The organism is Rhodococcus sp. NPDC127593, assembly GCF_042671975.1.
GTDB lineage: Bacteria > Actinomycetota > Actinomycetes > Mycobacteriales > Mycobacteriaceae > Rhodococcus_F.
In genome coordinates this window covers 16049-34624 of the sequence record NZ_JBHXWI010000019.1, presented here as the reverse complement: position 1 = coordinate 34624, position 18576 = coordinate 16049, and the positions used below count along the sequence as shown (strand labels likewise).

Annotated in this window: 17 protein-coding genes and 1 pseudogene; 2 read left to right on the top strand and 16 right to left on the bottom strand. The window is 68.6% G+C overall.

Annotated features, from left to right (window positions below; genetic code table 11):
* Positions 1 to 25: 25 nt before the first annotated feature.
* From ACFVJ3_RS18975 to ACFVJ3_RS18940, 8 genes and pseudogenes are all read right to left on the bottom strand, one after another.
* Positions 26 to 2737 carry a molybdopterin-dependent oxidoreductase gene (locus tag ACFVJ3_RS18975; protein WP_378453485.1) on the bottom strand — a complete coding sequence of 904 codons (2712 nt, stop codon included), beginning with the start codon at positions 2735 to 2737 and terminating at the stop codon, positions 26 to 28.
* Positions 2734 to 3543, bottom strand: a complete 810-nt coding sequence (locus ACFVJ3_RS18970; protein WP_378453484.1) for an FAD binding domain-containing protein — start codon at positions 3541 to 3543, stop codon at positions 2734 to 2736. The genes ACFVJ3_RS18975 and ACFVJ3_RS18970 overlap by 4 nt, the downstream gene beginning before the upstream one ends.
* A 4-nt stretch (positions 3544 to 3547) precedes the next feature.
* Positions 3548 to 4915 (bottom strand): 8-oxoguanine deaminase, encoded by a 1368-nt coding sequence (locus ACFVJ3_RS18965; RefSeq protein WP_378453597.1) that lies wholly within the window; start codon positions 4913 to 4915, stop codon positions 3548 to 3550.
* A complete protein-coding gene (gene pucL / locus ACFVJ3_RS18960; protein WP_378453483.1) occupies positions 4915 to 5826 on the bottom strand; it encodes a factor-independent urate hydroxylase in 912 nt (303 codons plus the stop codon). Before pucL ends, ACFVJ3_RS18965 begins: the two co-directional genes overlap by 1 nt.
* A gap of 3 nt (positions 5827 to 5829) precedes the next feature.
* Positions 5830 to 6159, bottom strand: coding sequence for a hydroxyisourate hydrolase (uraH, locus tag ACFVJ3_RS18955; RefSeq protein ID WP_378453482.1), 330 nt, complete (start codon positions 6157 to 6159; stop codon positions 5830 to 5832).
* Positions 6159 to 6671: a 2-oxo-4-hydroxy-4-carboxy-5-ureidoimidazoline decarboxylase gene (gene uraD, locus ACFVJ3_RS18950; protein WP_378453481.1), complete on the bottom strand. Its 513-nt coding sequence runs from the start codon at positions 6669 to 6671 to the stop codon at positions 6159 to 6161. The genes uraH and uraD overlap by 1 nt, the downstream gene beginning before the upstream one ends.
* Positions 6672 to 6792: 121 nt before the next feature.
* Entirely contained in the window at positions 6793 to 7857 is a 1065-nt protein-coding gene (locus ACFVJ3_RS18945; RefSeq protein ID WP_378453480.1) for an isopenicillin N synthase family dioxygenase, read from the bottom strand.
* Positions 7838 to 9219, bottom strand: a pseudogene (locus ACFVJ3_RS18940) (nucleobase:cation symporter-2 family protein). The gene ACFVJ3_RS18945 and the pseudogene ACFVJ3_RS18940 overlap by 20 nt, the downstream one beginning before the upstream one ends.
* 140 nt (positions 9220 to 9359) lie before the next feature.
* Here ACFVJ3_RS18940 and ACFVJ3_RS18935 point away from each other — a divergent pair.
* Positions 9360 to 9923 (top strand): helix-turn-helix domain-containing protein, encoded by a 564-nt coding sequence (locus tag ACFVJ3_RS18935; RefSeq protein WP_378453479.1) that lies wholly within the window; start codon positions 9360 to 9362, stop codon positions 9921 to 9923.
* A 3-nt stretch (positions 9924 to 9926) separates the two neighbouring features.
* On the opposite strand, the gene ACFVJ3_RS18930 is transcribed toward ACFVJ3_RS18935, so the two are convergent.
* The 7 genes from ACFVJ3_RS18930 to ACFVJ3_RS18900 form a co-directional block, all read right to left on the bottom strand.
* Complete coding sequence (locus ACFVJ3_RS18930) at positions 9927 to 10655, bottom strand: aspartate/glutamate racemase family protein (RefSeq protein ID WP_378453478.1); 729 nt, start codon at positions 10653 to 10655, stop codon at positions 9927 to 9929.
* A 10-nt stretch (positions 10656 to 10665) separates the two neighbouring features.
* Complete coding sequence (locus ACFVJ3_RS18925; RefSeq protein ID WP_378453477.1) at positions 10666 to 12204, bottom strand: NCS1 family nucleobase:cation symporter-1; 1539 nt, start codon at positions 12202 to 12204, stop codon at positions 10666 to 10668.
* Positions 12205 to 12383: 179 nt separating this feature from the next.
* Positions 12384 to 13097, bottom strand: a complete 714-nt coding sequence (locus ACFVJ3_RS18920) for a GntR family transcriptional regulator (protein ID WP_378453476.1) — start codon at positions 13095 to 13097, stop codon at positions 12384 to 12386.
* Positions 13098 to 13107: 10 nt separating this feature from the next.
* Complete coding sequence (gene puuE, locus ACFVJ3_RS18915) at positions 13108 to 14040, bottom strand: allantoinase PuuE (protein WP_378453475.1); 933 nt, start codon at positions 14038 to 14040, stop codon at positions 13108 to 13110.
* Complete coding sequence (locus ACFVJ3_RS18910) at positions 14037 to 14192, bottom strand: hypothetical protein (protein WP_378453474.1); 156 nt, start codon at positions 14190 to 14192, stop codon at positions 14037 to 14039. Before ACFVJ3_RS18910 ends, puuE begins: the two co-directional genes overlap by 4 nt.
* Positions 14193 to 14280: 88 nt before the next feature.
* Positions 14281 to 15528 carry a DUF6986 family protein gene (locus tag ACFVJ3_RS18905; RefSeq protein ID WP_378453473.1) on the bottom strand — a complete coding sequence of 416 codons (1248 nt, stop codon included), beginning with the start codon at positions 15526 to 15528 and terminating at the stop codon, positions 14281 to 14283.
* A 61-nt stretch (positions 15529 to 15589) separates the two neighbouring features.
* Positions 15590 to 16168, bottom strand: a complete 579-nt coding sequence (locus ACFVJ3_RS18900) for a TetR/AcrR family transcriptional regulator (protein ID WP_378453472.1) — start codon at positions 16166 to 16168, stop codon at positions 15590 to 15592.
* Positions 16169 to 16246: 78 nt separating this feature from the next.
* On the opposite strand from ACFVJ3_RS18900, the gene zapE reads away from it, so the two are divergent.
* Positions 16247 to 17164, top strand: a complete 918-nt coding sequence (gene zapE / locus ACFVJ3_RS18895; RefSeq protein WP_378453596.1) for a cell division protein ZapE — start codon at positions 16247 to 16249, stop codon at positions 17162 to 17164.
* A gap of 43 nt (positions 17165 to 17207) precedes the next feature.
* Here zapE and ACFVJ3_RS18890 read toward each other — a convergent pair whose 3' ends face one another.
* Positions 17208 to 18524: a TrpB-like pyridoxal phosphate-dependent enzyme gene (locus ACFVJ3_RS18890; protein WP_378453471.1), complete on the bottom strand. Its 1317-nt coding sequence runs from the start codon at positions 18522 to 18524 to the stop codon at positions 17208 to 17210.
* Positions 18525 to 18576: the final 52 nt, after the last annotated feature.

The following is an 18576-nucleotide window of genomic DNA, read 5'->3' as shown; positions in this document are numbered from 1 at the left end:
TTAACCGCGGGACGTTAATAAGTACTCACGGGCGCGGGAGCGCACGCCAGACGGCGGCGGGGGTCATCGGGATCCGCCGAAGCCGGGCGCCGGTGGCGTCCGCGATCGCGTTGGCCAGGGCCGGGGCGACCGGGTTGTACGGGGACTCGCTCATCGACTTGGCGCCGTGCGGGCCCAGTTCGTCGTAGGTGTCCGCGAAGTACACCTCGGTGTCCGGCACATCTACGAGCTGCGGAAGGTGATAATTCCGGAGCTGCGGGTTGAGCACGGTCCCGGCGCCGTCGAGCAGGATCTCCTCGTACAGTGCGCTGCCGATCGCCTGCGCGACGCCGCCCTCGACCTGCCCGCGGCACTGCTGCGGGTTGAGGACCGTGCCGGCATCCGCCGCCTGGATGGACTGCAGGATCCGGACCTCCCCGGTGATGGTGTCGACCGCCACCCGGAACGCGTGCACGTTGAACACCACCGAGCGGGGGGTGCCGTCGTGCCTGCCCTCGGCGCGGATCGGGCCCTCGGGCACCAGCTTGTCGAGCTCGACGACCCGCCCGGCAACCTCGACTGCGTCGGGGGTCAGCGTGCAGTCGCTGTCCTCGGCCGCACCCGCCACGCGGCGAGCGACCTCGAACAGCTGCTCCCGCAACCGGGTTCCCGCGAGATGCACCGCCTTCCCCGCGACCACCGTGCCGGCCGAACCGAACGCGCCGGTGTCGTGCCCGGCGACGTCGGTGTCGGATTGCAGCACGATGATCCGGTCGGCGGTGGTGCCCAACGCGGACGCCGCGAGCTGGGCGTGCACGGTGGTGGTGCCGTTGCCGAACTCGGCTGTGCCCACCCGAAGTTCGTACCGGCCGCCCTCGACGAGGGTGCAGGACACGTCCGCGAAGTGTCCCCGCGGCGGAATGGTCGCGATCATGGACGCCGCCATGCCCTCACCGACCCGCCACTGTGGGCCGTCCGGCGGACGCACGTCGTTGCCGCGGCGCAGTGCGGCCTCCGCCAGGTCGAGGCATTGGTCGAGTCCGTAGCTGCCGTACGTGAGGTCGCCGTGCTCCACCTCGGCGTCGACGAAGTCGTCACCCGGAACGACCACGTTGCGGCGGCGCAGTTCGAACGGATCGATGCCCAGTTGCGTTGCCAGCTGATCGAGCGCGGACTCCACCGCGAAGATGACCTGGCCCAGGCCGTAACCGCGGAACGCCCCGGACGGCAGGTTGTTGGTGTAGACGGCCTGGGCGTCCACCCGCTTGTTCGGCGACCGGTACAGCGCAACGGATTCGCTGCAGCCGTGGAACATCACGCCCACCGAATGGTTGCCGTACGCACCGGCGTCCGAGAGCACGTCGACGGCGAGCGCCGTCAGCTTTCCACCGCCGTCGGCGCCGACCTTCACCGAGACGCGCATGGGATGCCGGCACGGGGCGATCGTGAATTGGTCGGAGCGGGTGAACTCGTATTGCACGGGTCTGCCGGTGCGCAGAACGGCGAGGGCAACGAGATCCTCCACCAGCATTTCCTGCTTGGCGCCGAAGCCGCCCCCGATCCGGGCGGTGAACACCCGGACCTGTGCGCCGTCGAGCGAGAACAGGTGGGCGAGTTCGTCGCGGACGAGGAAGGGTACCTGGGTGCTGCTGCGGAGGGTGAGCCGCCCGTCGGAGTCGAGCCAGCCGATGGCCGAGTGGGTTTCGAGATGCGCGTGCTGCACGCGTTGCGTCTGCCACGTGCCCTCCACCACCGCGCCGGTGTCCCGCGCCGCCGCGAGCCCGGCAGCGAGGTCGCCGACTTCGCCGTGGACCTCGGCCACCAGGTTCCGGGCCGGGTCCGCGATCCGGGAATCGGCGCCCTTGTCACCGTGCAGCAGGGGTGCACCGGGGCGGCGTGCCAGGTCGGGATCGAAGACGGGCTCCAGTATTTCGTACTCCACCTCGATCAGTTCCACTGCGCGCCGGGCGATGTCGACGGAGTCGGCGACGACGGCCGCGACGCGCTGCCCCCGGAACCGGAGGATCGTGTCGAACACGTAGGTGTCGTCGGGGTCGTCGGTGCGGAACTCGTGGCGGGCCGTGGAGAAGGCGACGTCGGGACTGTCGCGGTGAGTGAGTACCGCGTGGACGCCGGGCAGCTGCGCCGCGGCGGACGCGTCGAGTCGGGTGATGCGGGCGTGCGCATGTGGGCTGCCGAGGATCTGGATGTGCGTCAGGCCCTCGACTGCCAGGTCGAGGGTGTAGGGCTCGGCGCCGCACACCACCCGGGTGGCGGCAGGTGCGGGAATCGATCGGCCGAACGACTTACCGGCACTGTCTGATTCGGTTGTACATACGCCGCCGACGGCGTCGCGAATGGCGCGATAGCCGGTACAGCGGCACAGATTCCCCTTCAGTGAGCGCGGCAGGTCGGCCCGTTGACCGGAGTCGAGCGCGGACGCGGTCACCACCATCCCGGGGGTGCAGAACCCGCACTGGAAGCCCGCCGCCTCGACGAACTGCTGTTGCACGGGGTGGAGTCGATCGGGACTGCCGAGGCCGGCCGCGGTGGTCACCTCGCGGTTCTCGGCGCGATGCGCCGGCACCACACACGAGTGCACCGGAGCGCCGTCGAGCAGCACGGAACAGGCGCCGCAATCGCCGGCGTCGCAGCCCTTCTTGACCGCGAACCGCTGCTGCTCCCGCAGGAAGGTGCGCAGGCACTGACCGGGCCGTGGGTCGGCATCCATCGACTGTCCGTCGACCGTCAACTTCATTCCAGCTCCCTCCTGATCTCCTCGGCGAGGACTCCCGTGACGTGACGGCGCCAGTCCGCGGCGCCGTGCGCGTCGGTCAGGTAGTCGTCGGGGGAGATCCGTTCCGACAGAGACTCGCTCAATACGTCGGGGCCGGGAACGGCGGGGAAGCGGAGGACGAACGGGCGGACGGTCGATGCGGTGACGGTCAGTGCGAAACCGTCCGCGGCGACACGCCCGGCCAGCAGGGCGCCGGACCGTCCGAGCGGCGAGTACGCGATCTTGCGCAGCGCCGTGCGGCCCCGCAACGCGGTGGCGGGGAGGTGGATGCTGCGGATCAGTTCACCGGCTCCGAGCACCGTGCGACCGGCATCGGTGACGAAACGGTCGACCGGAACTCGGCTCTCACCCCCGTCGGCAGTCCAGATCAGGAGTTCGGCGTCGAGCGCGCAGCACAGCGTGATCATCGCCCCGGCCGGGAGCGCCAGCGCGAGGTTGCCGCCGACGGTCGCGGTGTGCCAGATCTTCCACGACGCGACCAGGGACTCGGCGCACGGCCGGAACAGGCTCGTCGCCGTCCACTCGGCGGGAAGCGGTGCGTTGCAGAGGTTCTCGATGGTGCACGTCGCGGCGAGCTCGAGTCCGTCGTCGTGGACGGTGATCGCCGGCCAGTCGAGGGTGGTCAGGTCCACCAGTCGGGTGACCGTGGGCTGCGGTTCCGAATACAGCCAGGTGCCGCCCGCCAGGTACGCCGTTCCGGGTTCCGGGGCGGGCAGGTCGTCACGGCTGCGTGGGGCCGAGAGTTCCGTCACGAACGACAGATCCATCGACTCACCCGGCCTTGCGCACCAGGGCCCGGTGGGCCTGCTCGACCTCCGCGGCGACGTTCTCCTCGTTCACGGTGATCACTCTCCCACGCTCGACGACGGCTCGCCCGTTCACCAGAAGCAACTCCAGGGGCGGTGTGACTCCGAGTACGAGTGCCGCCACCGGATCGGTGATGCCGGAATGTGCGAGGGTGTCGACCCGCCACAGTGCGAGGTCGGCCAGTTTGCCGGGCTCGAGGGAGCCGAGTTCGTCCTCCCTGCCGAGGACCCGGGCTCCGCCGCGCGTGGCGAGTTCGAGGGCGGTACGCACCGTCATCTCGCCCGGGCCGCCGCGGGCCCGCGCGAACAGCACGGCGTGCCGGGCCTCCTCGAGCATGTTGCACGCCTCGTTGCTGGCGGCGCCGTCGACCCCGAGCCCCAGCGGAACCCCCGCCGCGTGGAGATCCCTGGCGCGGGCGATCCCGGCGCCGAGGCGCGCATTGGACGTGGGGCAGTGGGCTACCCCGGTGCCGGTGCCTGCCATCGTGCCGATTGCGGCGTCGTCCAGGTGGACGGCATGCGCGTACCAGACGTCGGGGCCTACCCAGCCGAGTTGCTCCATGTACTGCACCGGGCTGCAGCCGAACCGCTCGAGGCAAAAGCTCTGCTCGTCAAGGGTTTCCGCGAGGTGGGTGTGAAGCCGCACTCCTGCGGAACGGGCGAGGGCCGCGGCCTCGGTCAGGAGGTCGCCGGTGACGGAGAACGGGGAGCAGGGGGCCACCGCGATCCTCAGCATCGAGTCGGGTGCCGGCTCGTGCCAGCGGTCGATGACATGCTGCGTGCCCTTCAGGACGTCGTCGAGACGCTCCACTACCGAGTCGGGTGGCAGTCCGCCCTGACTGTGGCCGAGGTCCATCGACCCTCGGCTGGGGTGGAACCGGAGCCCGACGGTCTGTGCGGCCTCGATCTCGGCGGCGAACACGTCGCCGCCGTCGCGTGGCACGACGTAGTGGTGGTCCGTCGTGGTCGTGCATCCGTGCTTCGCCAGCCAGGCGAGACCGCCGGTGGCCGCGGTCCGGACAGCGTCGGCGTCGATGCCCGCCCAGATCGGGTAGAGGGTGGTCAGCCAGCCGAACAGGGTGTCGTCGGCGGCGAGCCCGCGGGTGATCCACTGGTACAGGTGATGGTGTGTGTTCACCAGTCCGGGGGTGAGCAGGCAACCCCGTCCGTCGACCACCCTCGCGCCCTCGATCACCGGTGCGGGACCGGCGCCGACGTCGACGATGCCGTTGCCCCGCACGACGACGTAACCGTCCGGATACTCGGTGCCCGCCGCGTCCACAGTGGTGACGTACGCGCCGGAGACGACGACGGTGCCCGGGCCGGCGGACATCAGCTGAGCCAGCCCGCGTACGCCGACCACGCGGGTCCGGCGTCCGGAGCATCGGACCGCTGCACCGTCGCCTGGATCAGGCCGTACGGACGGTCGGCGGCGTGGAAGACCTCGTTGTCGTTCTCCACCCCGAAGCGAGCGAGGTCGTGGGCGAAGTGATGCTTGTTCGGCGCGGACAGGCGCACTTCCGCGAGCACGGGGTAGCGCTCGAGGATCGCCTTGCCGATCTCGTACAGCGTCTGCTGCAGGGCGAGCGAATGGACGGTCGCGAACGTCGCGACGATCTGCTCCTTGATGCCGGCGTAGACACTGTTCCAGTCCACGTCGGTGGTGACGAACCGCCATTGCACGACAAGCGAAGTCGCCATCACCCGATCGTGGGTCTCCTCGAGGATCGTGTACTCGTCCTTCAGAAATCCGAAGAACTCGCTGCCGGTGGACTTGAGGATCACCAGATCCTTCAGCCCGCCGACCACCCACGTGCCGTCGGCGTCGACGGTGATCGCCGCGGTGCGCACCTCCTCACCCTTGCGCACCCAGGTGTGGTCGTGCTCCGCTCCGTCGACCACCGCGCGCTGCCAGGCGTATTCCTCGATCTCGATGCGGGCGCCCTCGACCGGGGCCACGTCGTTCACGAAGTGCCGTGCCAGCGTCAGCCCGTACTCCTCGATGGAGTCGAGTCCCTTCTCCTTCGCGTAGGAGTACGCCGTCTGCTTCTGGGTGTCGGTGGGCAGCACCGAACTCTGGTCGCCGGCGAGATGTGCCGCCGAGAAGTCGCCGCGCAGGCAGGTCGACACGCTCACGTCCCGGATTTCGTGCCGGGGGGTGTCGCGGTAGATCCGCACGATGCGGTTCTCGGCTTTGCCGTACTGGTTGTCGCCCAGGACGATGGCGCCGGTGAGGTCGGTCATTCTTCAGCTCCCGCGGTAGGTGGAATACGCGAAGGGGGACAACAGCAACGGGACGTGATATCCGCGCTGCGGGTCGTCGAGGACGAAGGTGACGGATACCTCCGGGTAGAACGTCTCCTGGCCGCGGGCGGCGAAGTACTCGCCGGTCTCGAAGACCAGCGAATAGGTGGCAGCGATCAGACCGTCGGGTGCGATCTCGGCGATGCGGCCGTCCGAATCGGTCGTCGCGCTCGCGATGACGTCGCGTTCAGGTGACAGCAGGTGAACGTGCATGCCGGCCGCGGGTGTGCCGTCGGTGGCGTCGAGCACGTGGGTGCTGAGGATCTTGGACATCAGTGCTCGGTGTCTCCGATCTCGCCGAGAAGGCGTTCGAGGCGTATCCGATTGATGGCGGCCAGTTCGGTCCGCAGAATCTTGCGCTCCGTGGCGCCGTCGTTGCCGAGGCGGTCGCGCAGCACGTCGAGCAGTTCGTGCGCCGACCGGCCAGACGCGCACACCAGGTAGACGTGCCCGAACTTCTGCTCGTACTCCTCGTTACCGGCCCGCAGGCGCGCGCGGACGTCGTCGTCGGCGGAGGCGACCGCCGACTGTTCGCGCGCGGACGACGGGTTGTCCGCCCGGTCCCCGATCCTCGGGTGGCCGGCCAGGGCCGCGTCGATCTCGGACTCCGTCAGGTCTCCGAGAACGTCGTCGGCGGCGGTATACAGCGCGTCGGCGGACGGGAACGGACGGCCGGCGGCCATCCGCTGCGCCCACACCGTCGACGAGCAGCACCGCACGAGCAGATCGGCGGCCCGCGCGTCGCTCAGTGCGTTGAACGCGATCACGCCGGGCGGTTCGGTCATGAGGGCTCCTCGCTCGTGCGCCTTTTCGGTACCTCTGGCTACCACTATGGCGCACGGGTGGAGGTCGATTCGAAGAACTCGACGAGACCCGTGACCGCTCGGGCGTCCGCGTGTTCACGGTTCACCGGGCGGCCGCCCGTTCCGCCGCGGCGAGGACCCGCTCGGCCTCACGCACCGCGGCAGTGTTCTTCTTGCCGTGACGGGAACCCGCCAGTTTCGCCTTGATGTGCTCGCGGACCGTCACCGGCGCGTATCCGTCGTCGGAGTGTTCGCACAGTCCCGGCAGGGTCGCGATCACCGCGTCGACGTTGCCGTCGTGAAAGAACGCCGCCGATCGCCGCCGCGTGATCGTTCCGTCGACGACGGGCGGAGTCACCCGGTGCAGCGTCGACATCCACCGGTCGTTCGTGAGCCGGGCGGTGAGATCGCCGAGGTTGACGAGCAGTGCCCCCTCCGCGGGGCTCACGTCGTGCCAGCGCTCGTCGCGCCCGAGGACCTGCAGGCCGGCCACACGATCGGCCCACAGCACCGTGACCAGCCCGAAGTCGGTGTGCTCACCCATGCCGGTCAGCTCGCCGTCCAGGGTGACACTGCCTTCCGGCAGCGCGTAGTTGTTCATGCGGAGGACGTCGATGGAATGGTCGGTCAGGGCGGTGAAGAAGCCCGGATCGAGCCCGAGGGCGTCGGCGAAGATCCGCGTCAGGGTGCGTGCGACGCGCTCGCCGTGCGCGTAGTAGGCCTGAACGGCTTCGGTGAAGGAGGGCACCTCGGGCCACACGTTCAGTCCGTAGTCGTCCTCGGACAGGTGCAGGTCCGGGAACGACCGAGCCTCCGCTCCGACGTTGTAGGCCTCGAAGAAGTCGTTCATCCGGGTGGCCGACTCGACGCCCAGGCTCAGGCTGAGCGACTCGCTCTTCGGTGGGCTGTATCCGCGGTTGGCGCCTTCCACGCGATACGTCTTCTTCGTCTCCAGGGGCAGCGCGAAGAAGTCGTCGACGGCGCCGGCGAGTCCCTCGATCACCGGTTCGGGGATGCCGTGACCGAGTATCTGGATGAATCCGATGGCGGCGCAGGCCGAGTCGATTTCGCGTGCCACCCGGTTGCGCTCGGCGTCGGACCCGCCGGTCACGTACGGGGAGATGTCGATGACGGGGACATCGAACGGCTCAGGCACGGGCGCCAACATGCGGCTCCTCGGAGGTCGGCGGAACGGGGCCTGCTGCGATGACCGGTGCAGAGGCGGCGCGGGCGGCGGTGCCGATCCGGGTGTGGTTGAACAGCAGGTTCAGGGAGAACGCGGAGATGGCGGCAAGGGTGATGCCGCTGCCGAGCAGGATCTGGGCGGACGAGTTGAAGTGCTCGAACATGCCCTCGGCGAACTCGGGGAGCAGGCCGATGCCCACCGACACCGCGACGATGGTGGTGTTGGTCCGGTCGCTGAGATCCACCTTGCGGAGCGTGTTCATCCCCACCACCGCGACCGTTGAGAACAGGATGATTCCGACGCCGCCGACGACCGGCGCGGGCAGGGCCGCGACGACAGTACCCATCTTCGGGATCAGACCGAGGACGATCAGGATCGCACCGCTGGTGGCCGTCACGTACCGGCTGTGGACGCGGGTGGTGGCGACGGCCCCGACGTTCTGCGTGAAGATGGTGTCGACGAACGCGTTGAAGATGCCGCCGAGTACGCCGGACAGCGCATCTCCGACGAGGCCGCGGGCCACGTCACCCTTGGTGAGGGGCTTTCCGGTGATCTCGCCGAGGGCCAGCATGCTCGCCGTCGACTCCGCGAACACCACGGCCATCACGATGCTCATCGCGACCACCGCCGTGATCGGGAACTCCGGTGCCCGAAGTGGAACGGAGCGGTGATGCCGAACCAGGGGCTACCGGATACGCCGCCCAGGTCGATCAGGCCCATCGGAATCGCGGCGAGCGTGCCGATCACGAGGGCGAGGAGTACACCGAGCTGGGTCCAGATCCCGCGGCCGAGGCAGAGGAAGGCGATCGCGACGAGCACGACGACACCGGCGAGCGCGATGTTGCCAGGATCCGCGAAACCGTCTGCCGTCGGATCGTTTCCGACGATGAGGCCGGCGGCGACGCCGATCAGGGAGATGCCGACGACGGTGAGGACGACCCCGGTGACCAGCGGCGGGAAGAACCGGATCAGCCGCGCGAAGGGCACGGCGAGGGCGAGGCCGACGAGGCCGCCCGCGAGCATCGAGCCGTACACCGCTTGGAGCCCGTATTCCTTCGCGATGAGGATCATCGGTGTCAGCCCGGCGAACGTCGCGCCGCAGACGATCGGCAGCCGTGCGCCCGCCAGCTTCCCCACGCCGAGACTCTGGATGATCGTGATGATCCCGGCGATCAGCAGGTCGGCGCTGATCAGCAACGCGACGGTGGACTTGTCGAGTCCTACTGCGGCACCGAAGACCAGCGGAACGGTGATGCAGCCGGTGTACATGATGAGCACGTGCTGCAGACCGAAGGCCGCTTGCCGCATCAAAGGCAGGCGCTGGTCGACTGCGTGGAAGGACATGGGTCGATCTCCGTCCGAGTGAAGGGAGCGTTCGAGTTCAGTTCTATTGAGCACGCCAATCTTTACTAAGCAGGGTCAATTTCGTTTCGTCCGTGTAATCAGTCGCTGTTTCCGCGAAACACGGTGCTAGCGTTCGCCTCATGGACGAGGATCAACACCAACTGGCCGTCGCCATCGGCACCGCGATGCGATCGGTCCGGCGTGACGCGGGGCTGACCCTGCGCGACGTGGCGGCCAAAACGGGACTGTCGCAGCCGTTCCTGAGTCAGGCGGAGAACGGCCACTCGGTGCCGAGCGTCATGAATCTGCACCGGGTGGCGCAGGTGCTGGGAACCACGGCGCACGCCCTGCTCGAACAGGGTGCGCGCACGCCGACGAGTCTGGTGCGCAGCCGCGAGGGCAGGCGCTTCGCGCTGTCGGACGGCGCCGTGCTCCGGTTCTGCTCCACGGGCGTGCGCGCGATGGAACCGAACGAGGTGACGGCGCAACCGGGTTCGCAGGCCGGCGAGCACACCGAACATGCCGGCGAGGAGTTCATCTACGTCATCGACGGCAGCATCCGCGTGGAAGTGGGCGTCGAGGAGAGTTACGTGCTCGACCGGGGAGACACGCTGTACCACCCGGCCACCGTGCCGCACCGGTGGTTCAACGACGCCGCGGAACCGGCACGGTTTCTCATTACGAGCACCCCGCCGTCCTTCTGACCGTCAGCGGCCGAAACCCTCGAGCAGTCCGGTGTACTTCTTGGGCAGGGGAGCCGCGAATTCTCCGCGCGCGCCGGTCCGCAATCCGAGCGTCACGAGGGACTGCACCATCAGGGTGGCCGCCGCCACGCCGTCGACCACCGGCACCCCGAGTTCCGCCGAGATGACGGCGCACAGGTCCGCCATGCCCGCGCACCCCAGCACGATTGCGTCCGACCCGTCGCGATCGAGGGCGACGCGGCAGGCCTCGGTGATCACCTTCACCGAATCCGGGTCGCGGTCGAGGTCGAGGACGGCGATCTCGCATGCGTGCACGCCGAGGCAGAAGCGTTGCATCCCATACCGTTCGGCCAGTTCCCACGCCCGGCCCCGGGTACGTCCCAGCGTCGTGACGACGCTGAACCCGCGGCCGAGGAAACTCGCGGCGTGCATGGCCGCCTCCGCGATTCCGAGGACGGGTCCGGAGGCCAGTTCGCGGGCCGCGTCGAGGCCCGGGTCGCCGAAGCAGGCGATCACGTAACCGTCCGCCCCCGCCTCCTCGCCGCGGGCGATCTCCTCGAGAAGCCCGGGGACGCTGAGTGCTTCGTCGTAGTGACTCTCGATCGACGCGGGACCCATCTTCGGGCTCACCGCCTCGACGAGCGTCCCCGGCCCCGCGACGGAGCGGGCGCAGTCGCCGATCTTGTCGGTCATCGACTGGGTGGTGTTGGGATTGACGATCTTGATGAGCACCTTCGTCGACCTACGCTTCGATCGGGGCCGGGCGATTCGCGCGACGGGCACCGGCGGACAACAAGAGGTAGCAGCCGAATCCGACGCCCATGCCCAGGAACCACGAGTACTGGGCCGCGCCCGCCATGCCCCACACGTCGAGTCCGAACGGCTGCGCCTTGAGGACGACGGGTACGACGGCAACCAGTGCTCCCACGGCGGTGGAGATGATCGCGGCCGGGTTGTAACCCTTCTTGTACCAGTATGTTCCGCCCTCGGACATGGTGAACATGTCGTCCAGGATCACTCGCTGCCTGCGCACCAGGTAGTAGTCCGCGATGAGGATTCCGAACAGCGGTCCGATGAACGCCCCCAGCGTCTCGAGCGTGTAGTGGATCACCTCGGGATTGTTGTACAGGTTCCACGGTGTGATCAGGACGGATCCGACGGCGGCGATCATTCCGCCCGTCCGCCAGCTGATGCGCTGCGGGCTGACGTGCGAGAAGTCGAATGCCGGGGAGACGAAGTTGGCGACGATGTTGATACCGATGGTGGCGACGATGAAGGTGAGGAGACCGAGGACGACGGCGAACAGGTTGTCCATCTGCGCGACCGTCTCGACCGGATCGGTAATCAGGCGGCCGTACACGGGCAGAGTCGCGGAGGCGGTGACGACGGTGAGGATCGAGAAGAACAGGAAGTTCACCGGGAGGCCGAGGAAGTTGCCGCGCTTGACCGCGCCGAACGTCTTTCCGTACCGGGAAAAGTCGCCGAAGTTGAGCATCGGGCCCGAGAAGTACGACACGACAAGGGCGATCGCGCCCAGCACCACGGGCACAGCGGACCAGCCGGTGTAGTTCACTTCGCCGAGGTTCAGGCTGATGTTCGACCATCCGGCCTCGCTGATCAGGTAGATCGCAAGCATCAGCATCACCACGTAGACGGCGGGGCCGCAGAAGTCGATGAATTTGCGGATGCTCTCCATGCCGCGCCAGAAGACCAGCGCCTGCAGCACCCACATCGTCATGAACCCGGCCCAGCCGAGGGCCGACAGTCCGAGGAATCCGTGCTCGTGCACGTCCGCCCAGGGCGCGAGGCCCGGCCAGATCTTCAGGCCGAGGATCACGAACGCGTGCGAAGCCAGGTACGTCTGGATTCCGTACCAGGCCACCGCGATGAGCCCGCGGATGATGGCCGGGACATTGGCACCCAGAACGCCGAAGGCGCTGCGGCACATGACCGGGTAGGGGACGCCGGTGACCTGGCTGGGCTTGGCCACCAGGTTCGCGAACACGTTGACGATCGCGATGCCGACCACCAGGGCGACGAGGACCTGCCAGCTGGTCAGCCCGAGCGCGAACAGACTGCCCGCGGTGACGTAGCCGCCGACGCTGTGCACGTCGGACATCCAGAACGCGAAGATGTTGTACGAAGTCCACGACTGCGTCTTCAGCGGCGCGAGATCGTCGTTGGTGAGTCGCGGGTGATAGCCGGGCTTGATCAGCCCGGCGCCGGCCAGGTGTGCACCGGGGACGGTTTCCCCCTCGTTGGAGGGCGCTGTCTGAGTCATCGTTTTGCTCCCTGGTGCAGTACGGACACGACTGCTTCGATGTAAGGGTGCCTCGGTGAAAAGCACACCACCGAAGTGCTGGGAGCAAAAGTAGTTTCCGGATATTTCCTGGCTGTGACGGCGAAGATATATTCTCGCCGGCGCACGGTCCGGGCCGAGAATATATCTTGCCGGGCGGCCTACCCGGGCGTGTCCCGGAAGATTCCGGTGTCCGTGGGGAGGGCGGCGATCACCGTGTCGAGTTGTTCGTTGTGCCGGTCTGTGGCCGCCTTCAACGCCGCGGCGTCGCGGGCGAGGAACGCCGCGAGCATGTCGCGGTGCCCGAGATGGAGTTGCAGCCGATCCGGGGTCCCCACCTGCGACATCGGTTGTACCGGCTCAGTGATATTCCACGCCGACTCGAACATGTGCAGAAGCCGCTGCATCCGGCACGGCGACGCCAGGGCGAGGTGGAAGTTGCGGCTCTCCCGGTGGTACGCGGTCAGGTCGTCCTCGAGAACAGAGCGGTCGAGTGCCGCGTAGGCCTCCCTGGCCCGGGCGTCGTCCGCCTCGTCGGCGAGGGTGATCGCCACGGAGTGCGCCGCCGACTCGAGGACACCCCGCACCAGGTAGAGCTCCTCGAGTTCGTCGACGGTCAGCCGGGCGACCGTGTACCCGGCGTTGGCCCGGTGATCGACGAGACCCTCGCCGATCAGCGTCTTCAGCGACTCCCGGATCGGGATGCGGCTGACGCCGAAGTGGTCGGCCACCTCGTCCACCGGGATCGGGGTGCCCGGCGGGGCGCCGCCGCTGAGGATCACCCGGCGCAGCTCCTCCAGGATCACGGTCTGAGAGCTGCCGGGATCGCGGTTGGCCAGGTTCGTGACCAGCATCGACGGTCGTCGCGGGGGCATCGGGCCGTCCTCAGGCGGGGTGTACGTCGCGCCAGTGGCGGGCGATCTCGATGCGCCGGGCGACCCAGACGTCGTCGTGAGACTGCACGTGATCGAGGAAACGCTCCAGCGCCGCGGTGCGGGCGGGTCTGCCGGCGATGCGGCAGTGCAGACCCACGGACAGCATCTTCGGTGCCCCGGCCGTTCCCTCCGCGTACAGGACGTCGAACGCGTCCCGCAGGTGCGCGAAGAACTGCTCGCCGCTCGGGAAACCGCCGGGCGACGCGAACCGCATGTCGTTGGTGTCGAGGGTGTACGGCACCACCAGGTGGTCGACGAGGCCCTTTCCTGGGGCGTCGACCTTCACCCAGTAGGGCAGGTCGTCGGCGTACGAATCGGAGTCGTACTCGAAGCCGCCGTGCTCGACGACCAGCTGCCGGGTGAGCGGGGAGTCGCGGCCGGTGTACCAGCCCAGCGGTGCCTCGCCGGTGAGGTCGCGCAGGATCTCCACCGCCTCGGCCATGTCCTTACGCTCGGCGTCCTCGTCGGAGAGCTGGTACGACTTCCACCAGAGACCGTGGCATGCGATTTCGTGACCGAGTTCGCGAAAGGCGCTGACGGCCTCGGGGTTCCGCTGCATCGCCTTCGCCACCGCGAAGATCGTGAGCGGGAGCCCTCGTCGCTCGAACGCCCGGAGCACGCGCCACAATCCGGCGCGCGATCCGTATTCGTAGATCGATTCCATGCTCATGTGCCGGTTCGGGAACGGCTGGGCCCCGACCATCTCGGACAGGAACGTCTCCGACGCCTCGTCGCCGTGGAGCACGTTGTTCTCGGCGCCCTCCTCGTAGTTGAGGACGAACTGGACGGCGACCTTCGCGCTGCCCGGCCACTGCGGATCGGGCGGGTGCTGCCCGTATCCGACGAGGTCACGGGGGTAGCTGGTATCGAAACCGTGGGTCATGATGCCAAGCCTGCCCGACCAGCCCCGGTCAGGGAACCCCACAGGCGCAACCGCGCCATGCCGCCGTCGGGGAAGATCTCCCCGCCGAGGGTGCGTACGGCCAGGTCCGGCAGACCCCGGAAGCTGGGCGGGGTCAAGGTGTTCGGGGTCACGGGTGCGGCTACCTCCTGATCGGGCGTGGGGGCAAGTGTAGGGCGGCGGAGTGGGTGGTGCGGGCGGTCCTCGTGCGCGGAGAGGTGCTCAGCTCTCCGGAACCACCACCCGGGTGAGGAGGTCACGCAGTGTGTCCACCGTGCATCCGGGGGCCTGCGCGCGGACCGCGTCCTCGTCGAATGCGCCGCACGCCAGTCCCCGCAGGATCACCGTCGCGAGCGCCTGCGCGGTGGCGGGTTCGTCCATCACCCCGCCACCCTGGCGGTCGAGGTAGGCCTGCACGCGGGTGGCCGCGGCGGGCAGCGCACCGCGGTAGAAGTCGAACGTCGCGAGCCATCGGGTGATCAGATGCCCGGGATGCATGTCCCATCCCTGGTAGTAGCCGCGTTCGAGCGAGCGGGTGACGAGCCGGTAGTGCCGGGCCAGCGCGGCGTGGATGTCCTCGTCGCTGCCCTGCGGGATGACCTGGGTAGATCCGTCGCACACCCACACGCCGGTCTGGGCCGCCGCCACCAGCATCACGGACTTGGCGTGGTCGGCCACCGGATGCTCGAGCGACTGGAACCGGGACGCGATTCCGCAGGCAGCGCTGTAGTCGTAAGTGCCGTAGTGTAATCCGGTGCAGCGCCCGTCGGCGAGGTGGATGGCCTTCGCGACGGTCACGGTGCCGTCCGGTCCGAGCACGGCCTGCGGGCTCTCGATCTGCAACTCGAAGAGCAGCGACCTGTCGGGGAGCCCGTACGCGCGCTCCAGTTCCTCGCACAACGCGACGACGGCGGTGACCTGCTGGGCCGCACGCAGTTTCGGCACCGTGAACACGAAGCCGTCGGGAACCCCACCCGCGCCTTCGAGGACGAGTTCGAGCGTCCGGATTCCGCGTCGGCGCTCGTGCGGGGCCAGGCCCTTCGCGCGGATGCCCAGCGACCGCGGGCCGGACGGGTCGGACGAGAACAGTCGGAGCGTGCGTCCCACTTCCAGTGCGGCGGCGTCCTCGACGTCGTCGCTCCGCCAGCCGTAGCCGTCCTCGAAATCGATCCGCAGATCCATGATCGGACGGTGTTCGAGCATCGCGCGGACGTCGGGAAGCGCACCGGTCGTTCCGATTTCGGACAGCGCATTCGTGTGCCTGTCCAGCAGTTCGACAGCCTGCTCACCCCACACCCTCGGGGTGTCCGGTCCGGCGTCCGCCGCGCTCACGTAGACGGTGTGGACGGGCTGCGGTTGCTGCCGATCGCCCGGAAAAGCGACCGCGAGGTCGGTGTCGACGGGGTCGAGGAGTGCGTCGACGCGGTCGAAACCGCTGTCGGGGAGACGGCTGAGGTACTGGGGGTTCACGTCACGATCTTGGCAGAAACGCGGGATTTTCGTCGTCCACCCCGCGCCGGGTGGCATTCGTTCAGGCCGTCACACCGCGCAGATACGACTCGACGGCGCGCGCCAGCTGCCGCACGCTGCGTTCGGTGCCGGGCTCGATGCCGTCGAGTGACCGGGCTCCCACGAAACGGTCGAAGACCAGGCCTTCGACGAGGCTGACGAAGTCCGCGCCCGCGCTCTCGGGGTCGGCGACGCCGAGGGCGTCGAACAATTCGGTGGCGCGGGGACGGGAGAACAGGCACGTCGCGAGGAGTGCGTGCAGTTCGGCGTCACCGGACAGTTCGACGGTCAGCGCGTGCCGGGCGGCGACGTCGTCGTGGCGGGTGTGCAGCAGCCGGTCCAGGGACCGGGCCACGCCCTCGGCGAGGGATGCGAGGTCGAGCGGCGGGGCCGCCGTGGTCTCGAATTCCTGCCGTGAGCGTTCGGCGAGCCGGCGCACGGCGGATTCGATCAGGGCACGCCGGGTGCGGAAGTAGTAGGACGTGGACCCGCCCGGGAGATCCAGTGCGCGGTCGACGGCCCGATGCGTCAGCGCCCGCATGCCCTCGCGCGCGACGATCGTGATCGCCGCGTCGGCTATCTGCTCACGCCGCTCGGGCACGGTGTCGTCCTCCTCACATCGGCTTGTCGCACGAGACTCTACATTCGTAGTGTTTTCTCTGTGGATGTAGAGGTTCTGTTGGACGACGCGCAGCGCGCGGCCGCGGCCGTCCTGCACGAGACCGCCGAGGGCCTGGGGCAGGGGAGGCCCGGAGTTCGCGGCGTGTACCTGTGGGGACCCGTCGGACGCGGCAAGACGTGGTTGATGGACCGCTTCTACGGGTCGGCCGCGGTCCCGAAGCGGCGCGTGCACTTCCACTCGTTCTTCCGCCGGCTCCACACCGACGCGCACGCGCTGGGGTCCATCGACCTCGCGATCGACACGGCTCTCGGGGACGTCCGGCTGCTGTGTTTCGACGAGTTCCACCTGCACGACGTCGGGGACGCGATGCTCGTCGCGCGACTGCTGAAGGTCCTGTTCACCCGCGGGATCACGCTCGTGGCCACATCGAACTATCCGCCGGAAGGGCTGTTGCCGAATCCGCTGTTCCATCACCTGTTCGCGCCGTCGATTGCCGTGCTGGAACAGAACTTGACCGTCGTGCGGTTGGCTGGTCCCGTCGACTACCGCACCGTGGCCACGGCGGACGCCAGGTTCTCTTCCGGACGTTTCGTCCGAGCTTCCGAAACCGAGACCCCGGCCCTGTCCGAGCGCGTCGCCCTGACCGTCGGGACGCGCACGGTGACGGCCTCCGCGGTGCAGGATCGCACGGTCTGGTTCGAGTTCGCGGTGCTGTGCGGCACCCCGACCGCACCCGCCGACTACCTCGAACTGTCCGAGCGGTTCGGATGCTGGGTGATCACCGGTGTGCCCCGACTGCGGGAGGCCGGCGCGGAGACCGTGCGGCGGTTCGCGAACGTCGTCGACGTGCTGTACGACAGGGGAACCGCGCTGACCCTGGTCGCCGACGCGTCGTGGGACGACGTGTCCGCCGGACTCGACGGCACGCTCGACATCGACCGGCTGGTGAGCAGGCTGTCGACGCTGAGCCGGTGACCACCGAGGCAGACCCGTTGGGGCGACTGCCTCGGCAAATCGATCAGACGTACCGGCTGTACGCGGGGAGGTCCAGCTGGCCGTTGCCGGACAGTCCGATGACCACGACCTCCGGTTCGGTGACCGTGCGGGCGTGCGCGATGGCCGCGGCCACGGCGTGCGTGGATTCCGGCGCCGGGATGATGCCTTCGGCGCGGGCGAAGAGCAGGCCCGCGGCGAGTGCGTCGTCCTGTTCGATCGCGGTCGCCTCCATCAGCCCGAGGGCGACGGCGTGCGAGACCATCGGCGACATGCCGTGGTACCGCAGTCCGCCCGCATGGATGGCGGGCGGAACGAAGTCGTTGCCGAGGGTGTACATCTTCAACAGCGGCGTCAGGCCTGCGACGTCACCGAAGTCGTAGCGGTACTCGCCCTCCGTCAGCGACGGGCAGGCGGCCGGCTCACACGCGACGAGGCGGGTGGTGGTGCCCTCGCGCAGATTACGCCCCAGGAACGGGAAGGTCAGGCCGGCGAGATTGGAACCGCCGCCGGCGCAACCGAATACCGTGTGCGCGGCAGGCTCACCCGCCTCCTCCAGCTGGGCCATCGCTTCCTGGCCGATCACGGTCTGGTGGAGCATGACGTGGTTGAGGACGCTGCCCAGCGAGTAGTGCGCGTCGGGATCGTTTGCAGCCACCTCGACGGCCTCGCTGATCGCCATGCCCAGCGACCCGGTGGTGTCGGGGTGCTCGGCCAGGATGGCCCGACCGGCTTCGGTGAGGTCGGATGGAGACGGATGACAGATGCCGCCGTAGGCCTCCATCTGGAGTCGGCGGTACGGCTTGGCGTCGAACGAGGCGCGGACCTGCCAGACCTCCACCTCGAGGCCGAGCAGGGCCCCGGCGAACGAGAGCGACGCGCCCCACTGGCCCGCGCCGGTCTCGGTGGTGAGCTTGGTGGTGCCTTCGAGCGCGTTGTAATAGGCCTGTGCCACAGCCGTGTTCGGTTTGTGTGATCCGACCGGGCTGACACCCTCGTACTTGTAGTAGATCCGTGCCGGCGTGCCGAGCACCCGCTCGAGCCGGTGCGCGCGCACCAGCGGCGACGGCCGCCACATGCCGTAGATCTCGCGGACCGTCTCGGGGATCTCGATGTACCGTTCGGTCGCGACCTCCTGTTCGATCAGGCTCGCGGGAAACAGCGGAGCCAGGTCTTCCGGTCCGAGCGGCTCACGAGTGCCGGGATGCAGGTGCGGCGGAACGGGTTCCGGAAGATCGGCGGCAAGGTTGCCCCATTGCGTGGGCACGGCCGAGGGGACCGCAACCCCCAGAGGTTCCAGCGATCGAGTCAGTTCGGCTCCGGTTACCGGGGACGTGGTCAAGTAAAACTCCTTCGTAGATGGATACGTCCGGAACATGCTGCGCCGTCCGCCG

Bases quoted from the DNA above. Each gene is read 5' to 3' on its own strand.
- ACFVJ3_RS18975 (WP_378453485.1), bottom strand. From the start codon at position 2,737: ATGAAGTTGACGGTCGACGGACAGTCGATGGATGCCGACCCACGGCCC.
- ACFVJ3_RS18935 (WP_378453479.1), top strand. From the start codon at position 9,360: ATGGACGAGGATCAACACCAACTGGCCGTCGCCATCGGCACCGCGATG.
- uraD (WP_378453481.1), bottom strand. From the start codon at position 6,671: ATGACCGAACCGCCCGGCGTGATCGCGTTCAACGCACTGAGCGACGCG.
- ACFVJ3_RS18965 (WP_378453597.1), bottom strand. From the start codon at position 4,915: ATGTCCGCCGGCCCGGGCACCGTCGTCGTCTCCGGCGCGTACGTCACC.
- uraH (WP_378453482.1), bottom strand. From the start codon at position 6,159: ATGTCCAAGATCCTCAGCACCCACGTGCTCGACGCCACCGACGGCACA.
- ACFVJ3_RS18920 (WP_378453476.1), bottom strand. From the start codon at position 13,097: ATGCCCCCGCGACGACCGTCGATGCTGGTCACGAACCTGGCCAACCGC.
- ACFVJ3_RS18970 (WP_378453484.1), bottom strand. From the start codon at position 3,543: ATGGATCTGTCGTTCGTGACGGAACTCTCGGCCCCACGCAGCCGTGAC.
- ACFVJ3_RS18945 (WP_378453480.1), bottom strand. From the start codon at position 7,857: ATGTTGGCGCCCGTGCCTGAGCCGTTCGATGTCCCCGTCATCGACATC.
- puuE (WP_378453475.1), bottom strand. From the start codon at position 14,040: ATGACCCACGGTTTCGATACCAGCTACCCCCGTGACCTCGTCGGATAC.
- ACFVJ3_RS18925 (WP_378453477.1), bottom strand. From the start codon at position 12,204: ATGACTCAGACAGCGCCCTCCAACGAGGGGGAAACCGTCCCCGGTGCA.
- pucL (WP_378453483.1), bottom strand. From the start codon at position 5,826: ATGACCGACCTCACCGGCGCCATCGTCCTGGGCGACAACCAGTACGGC.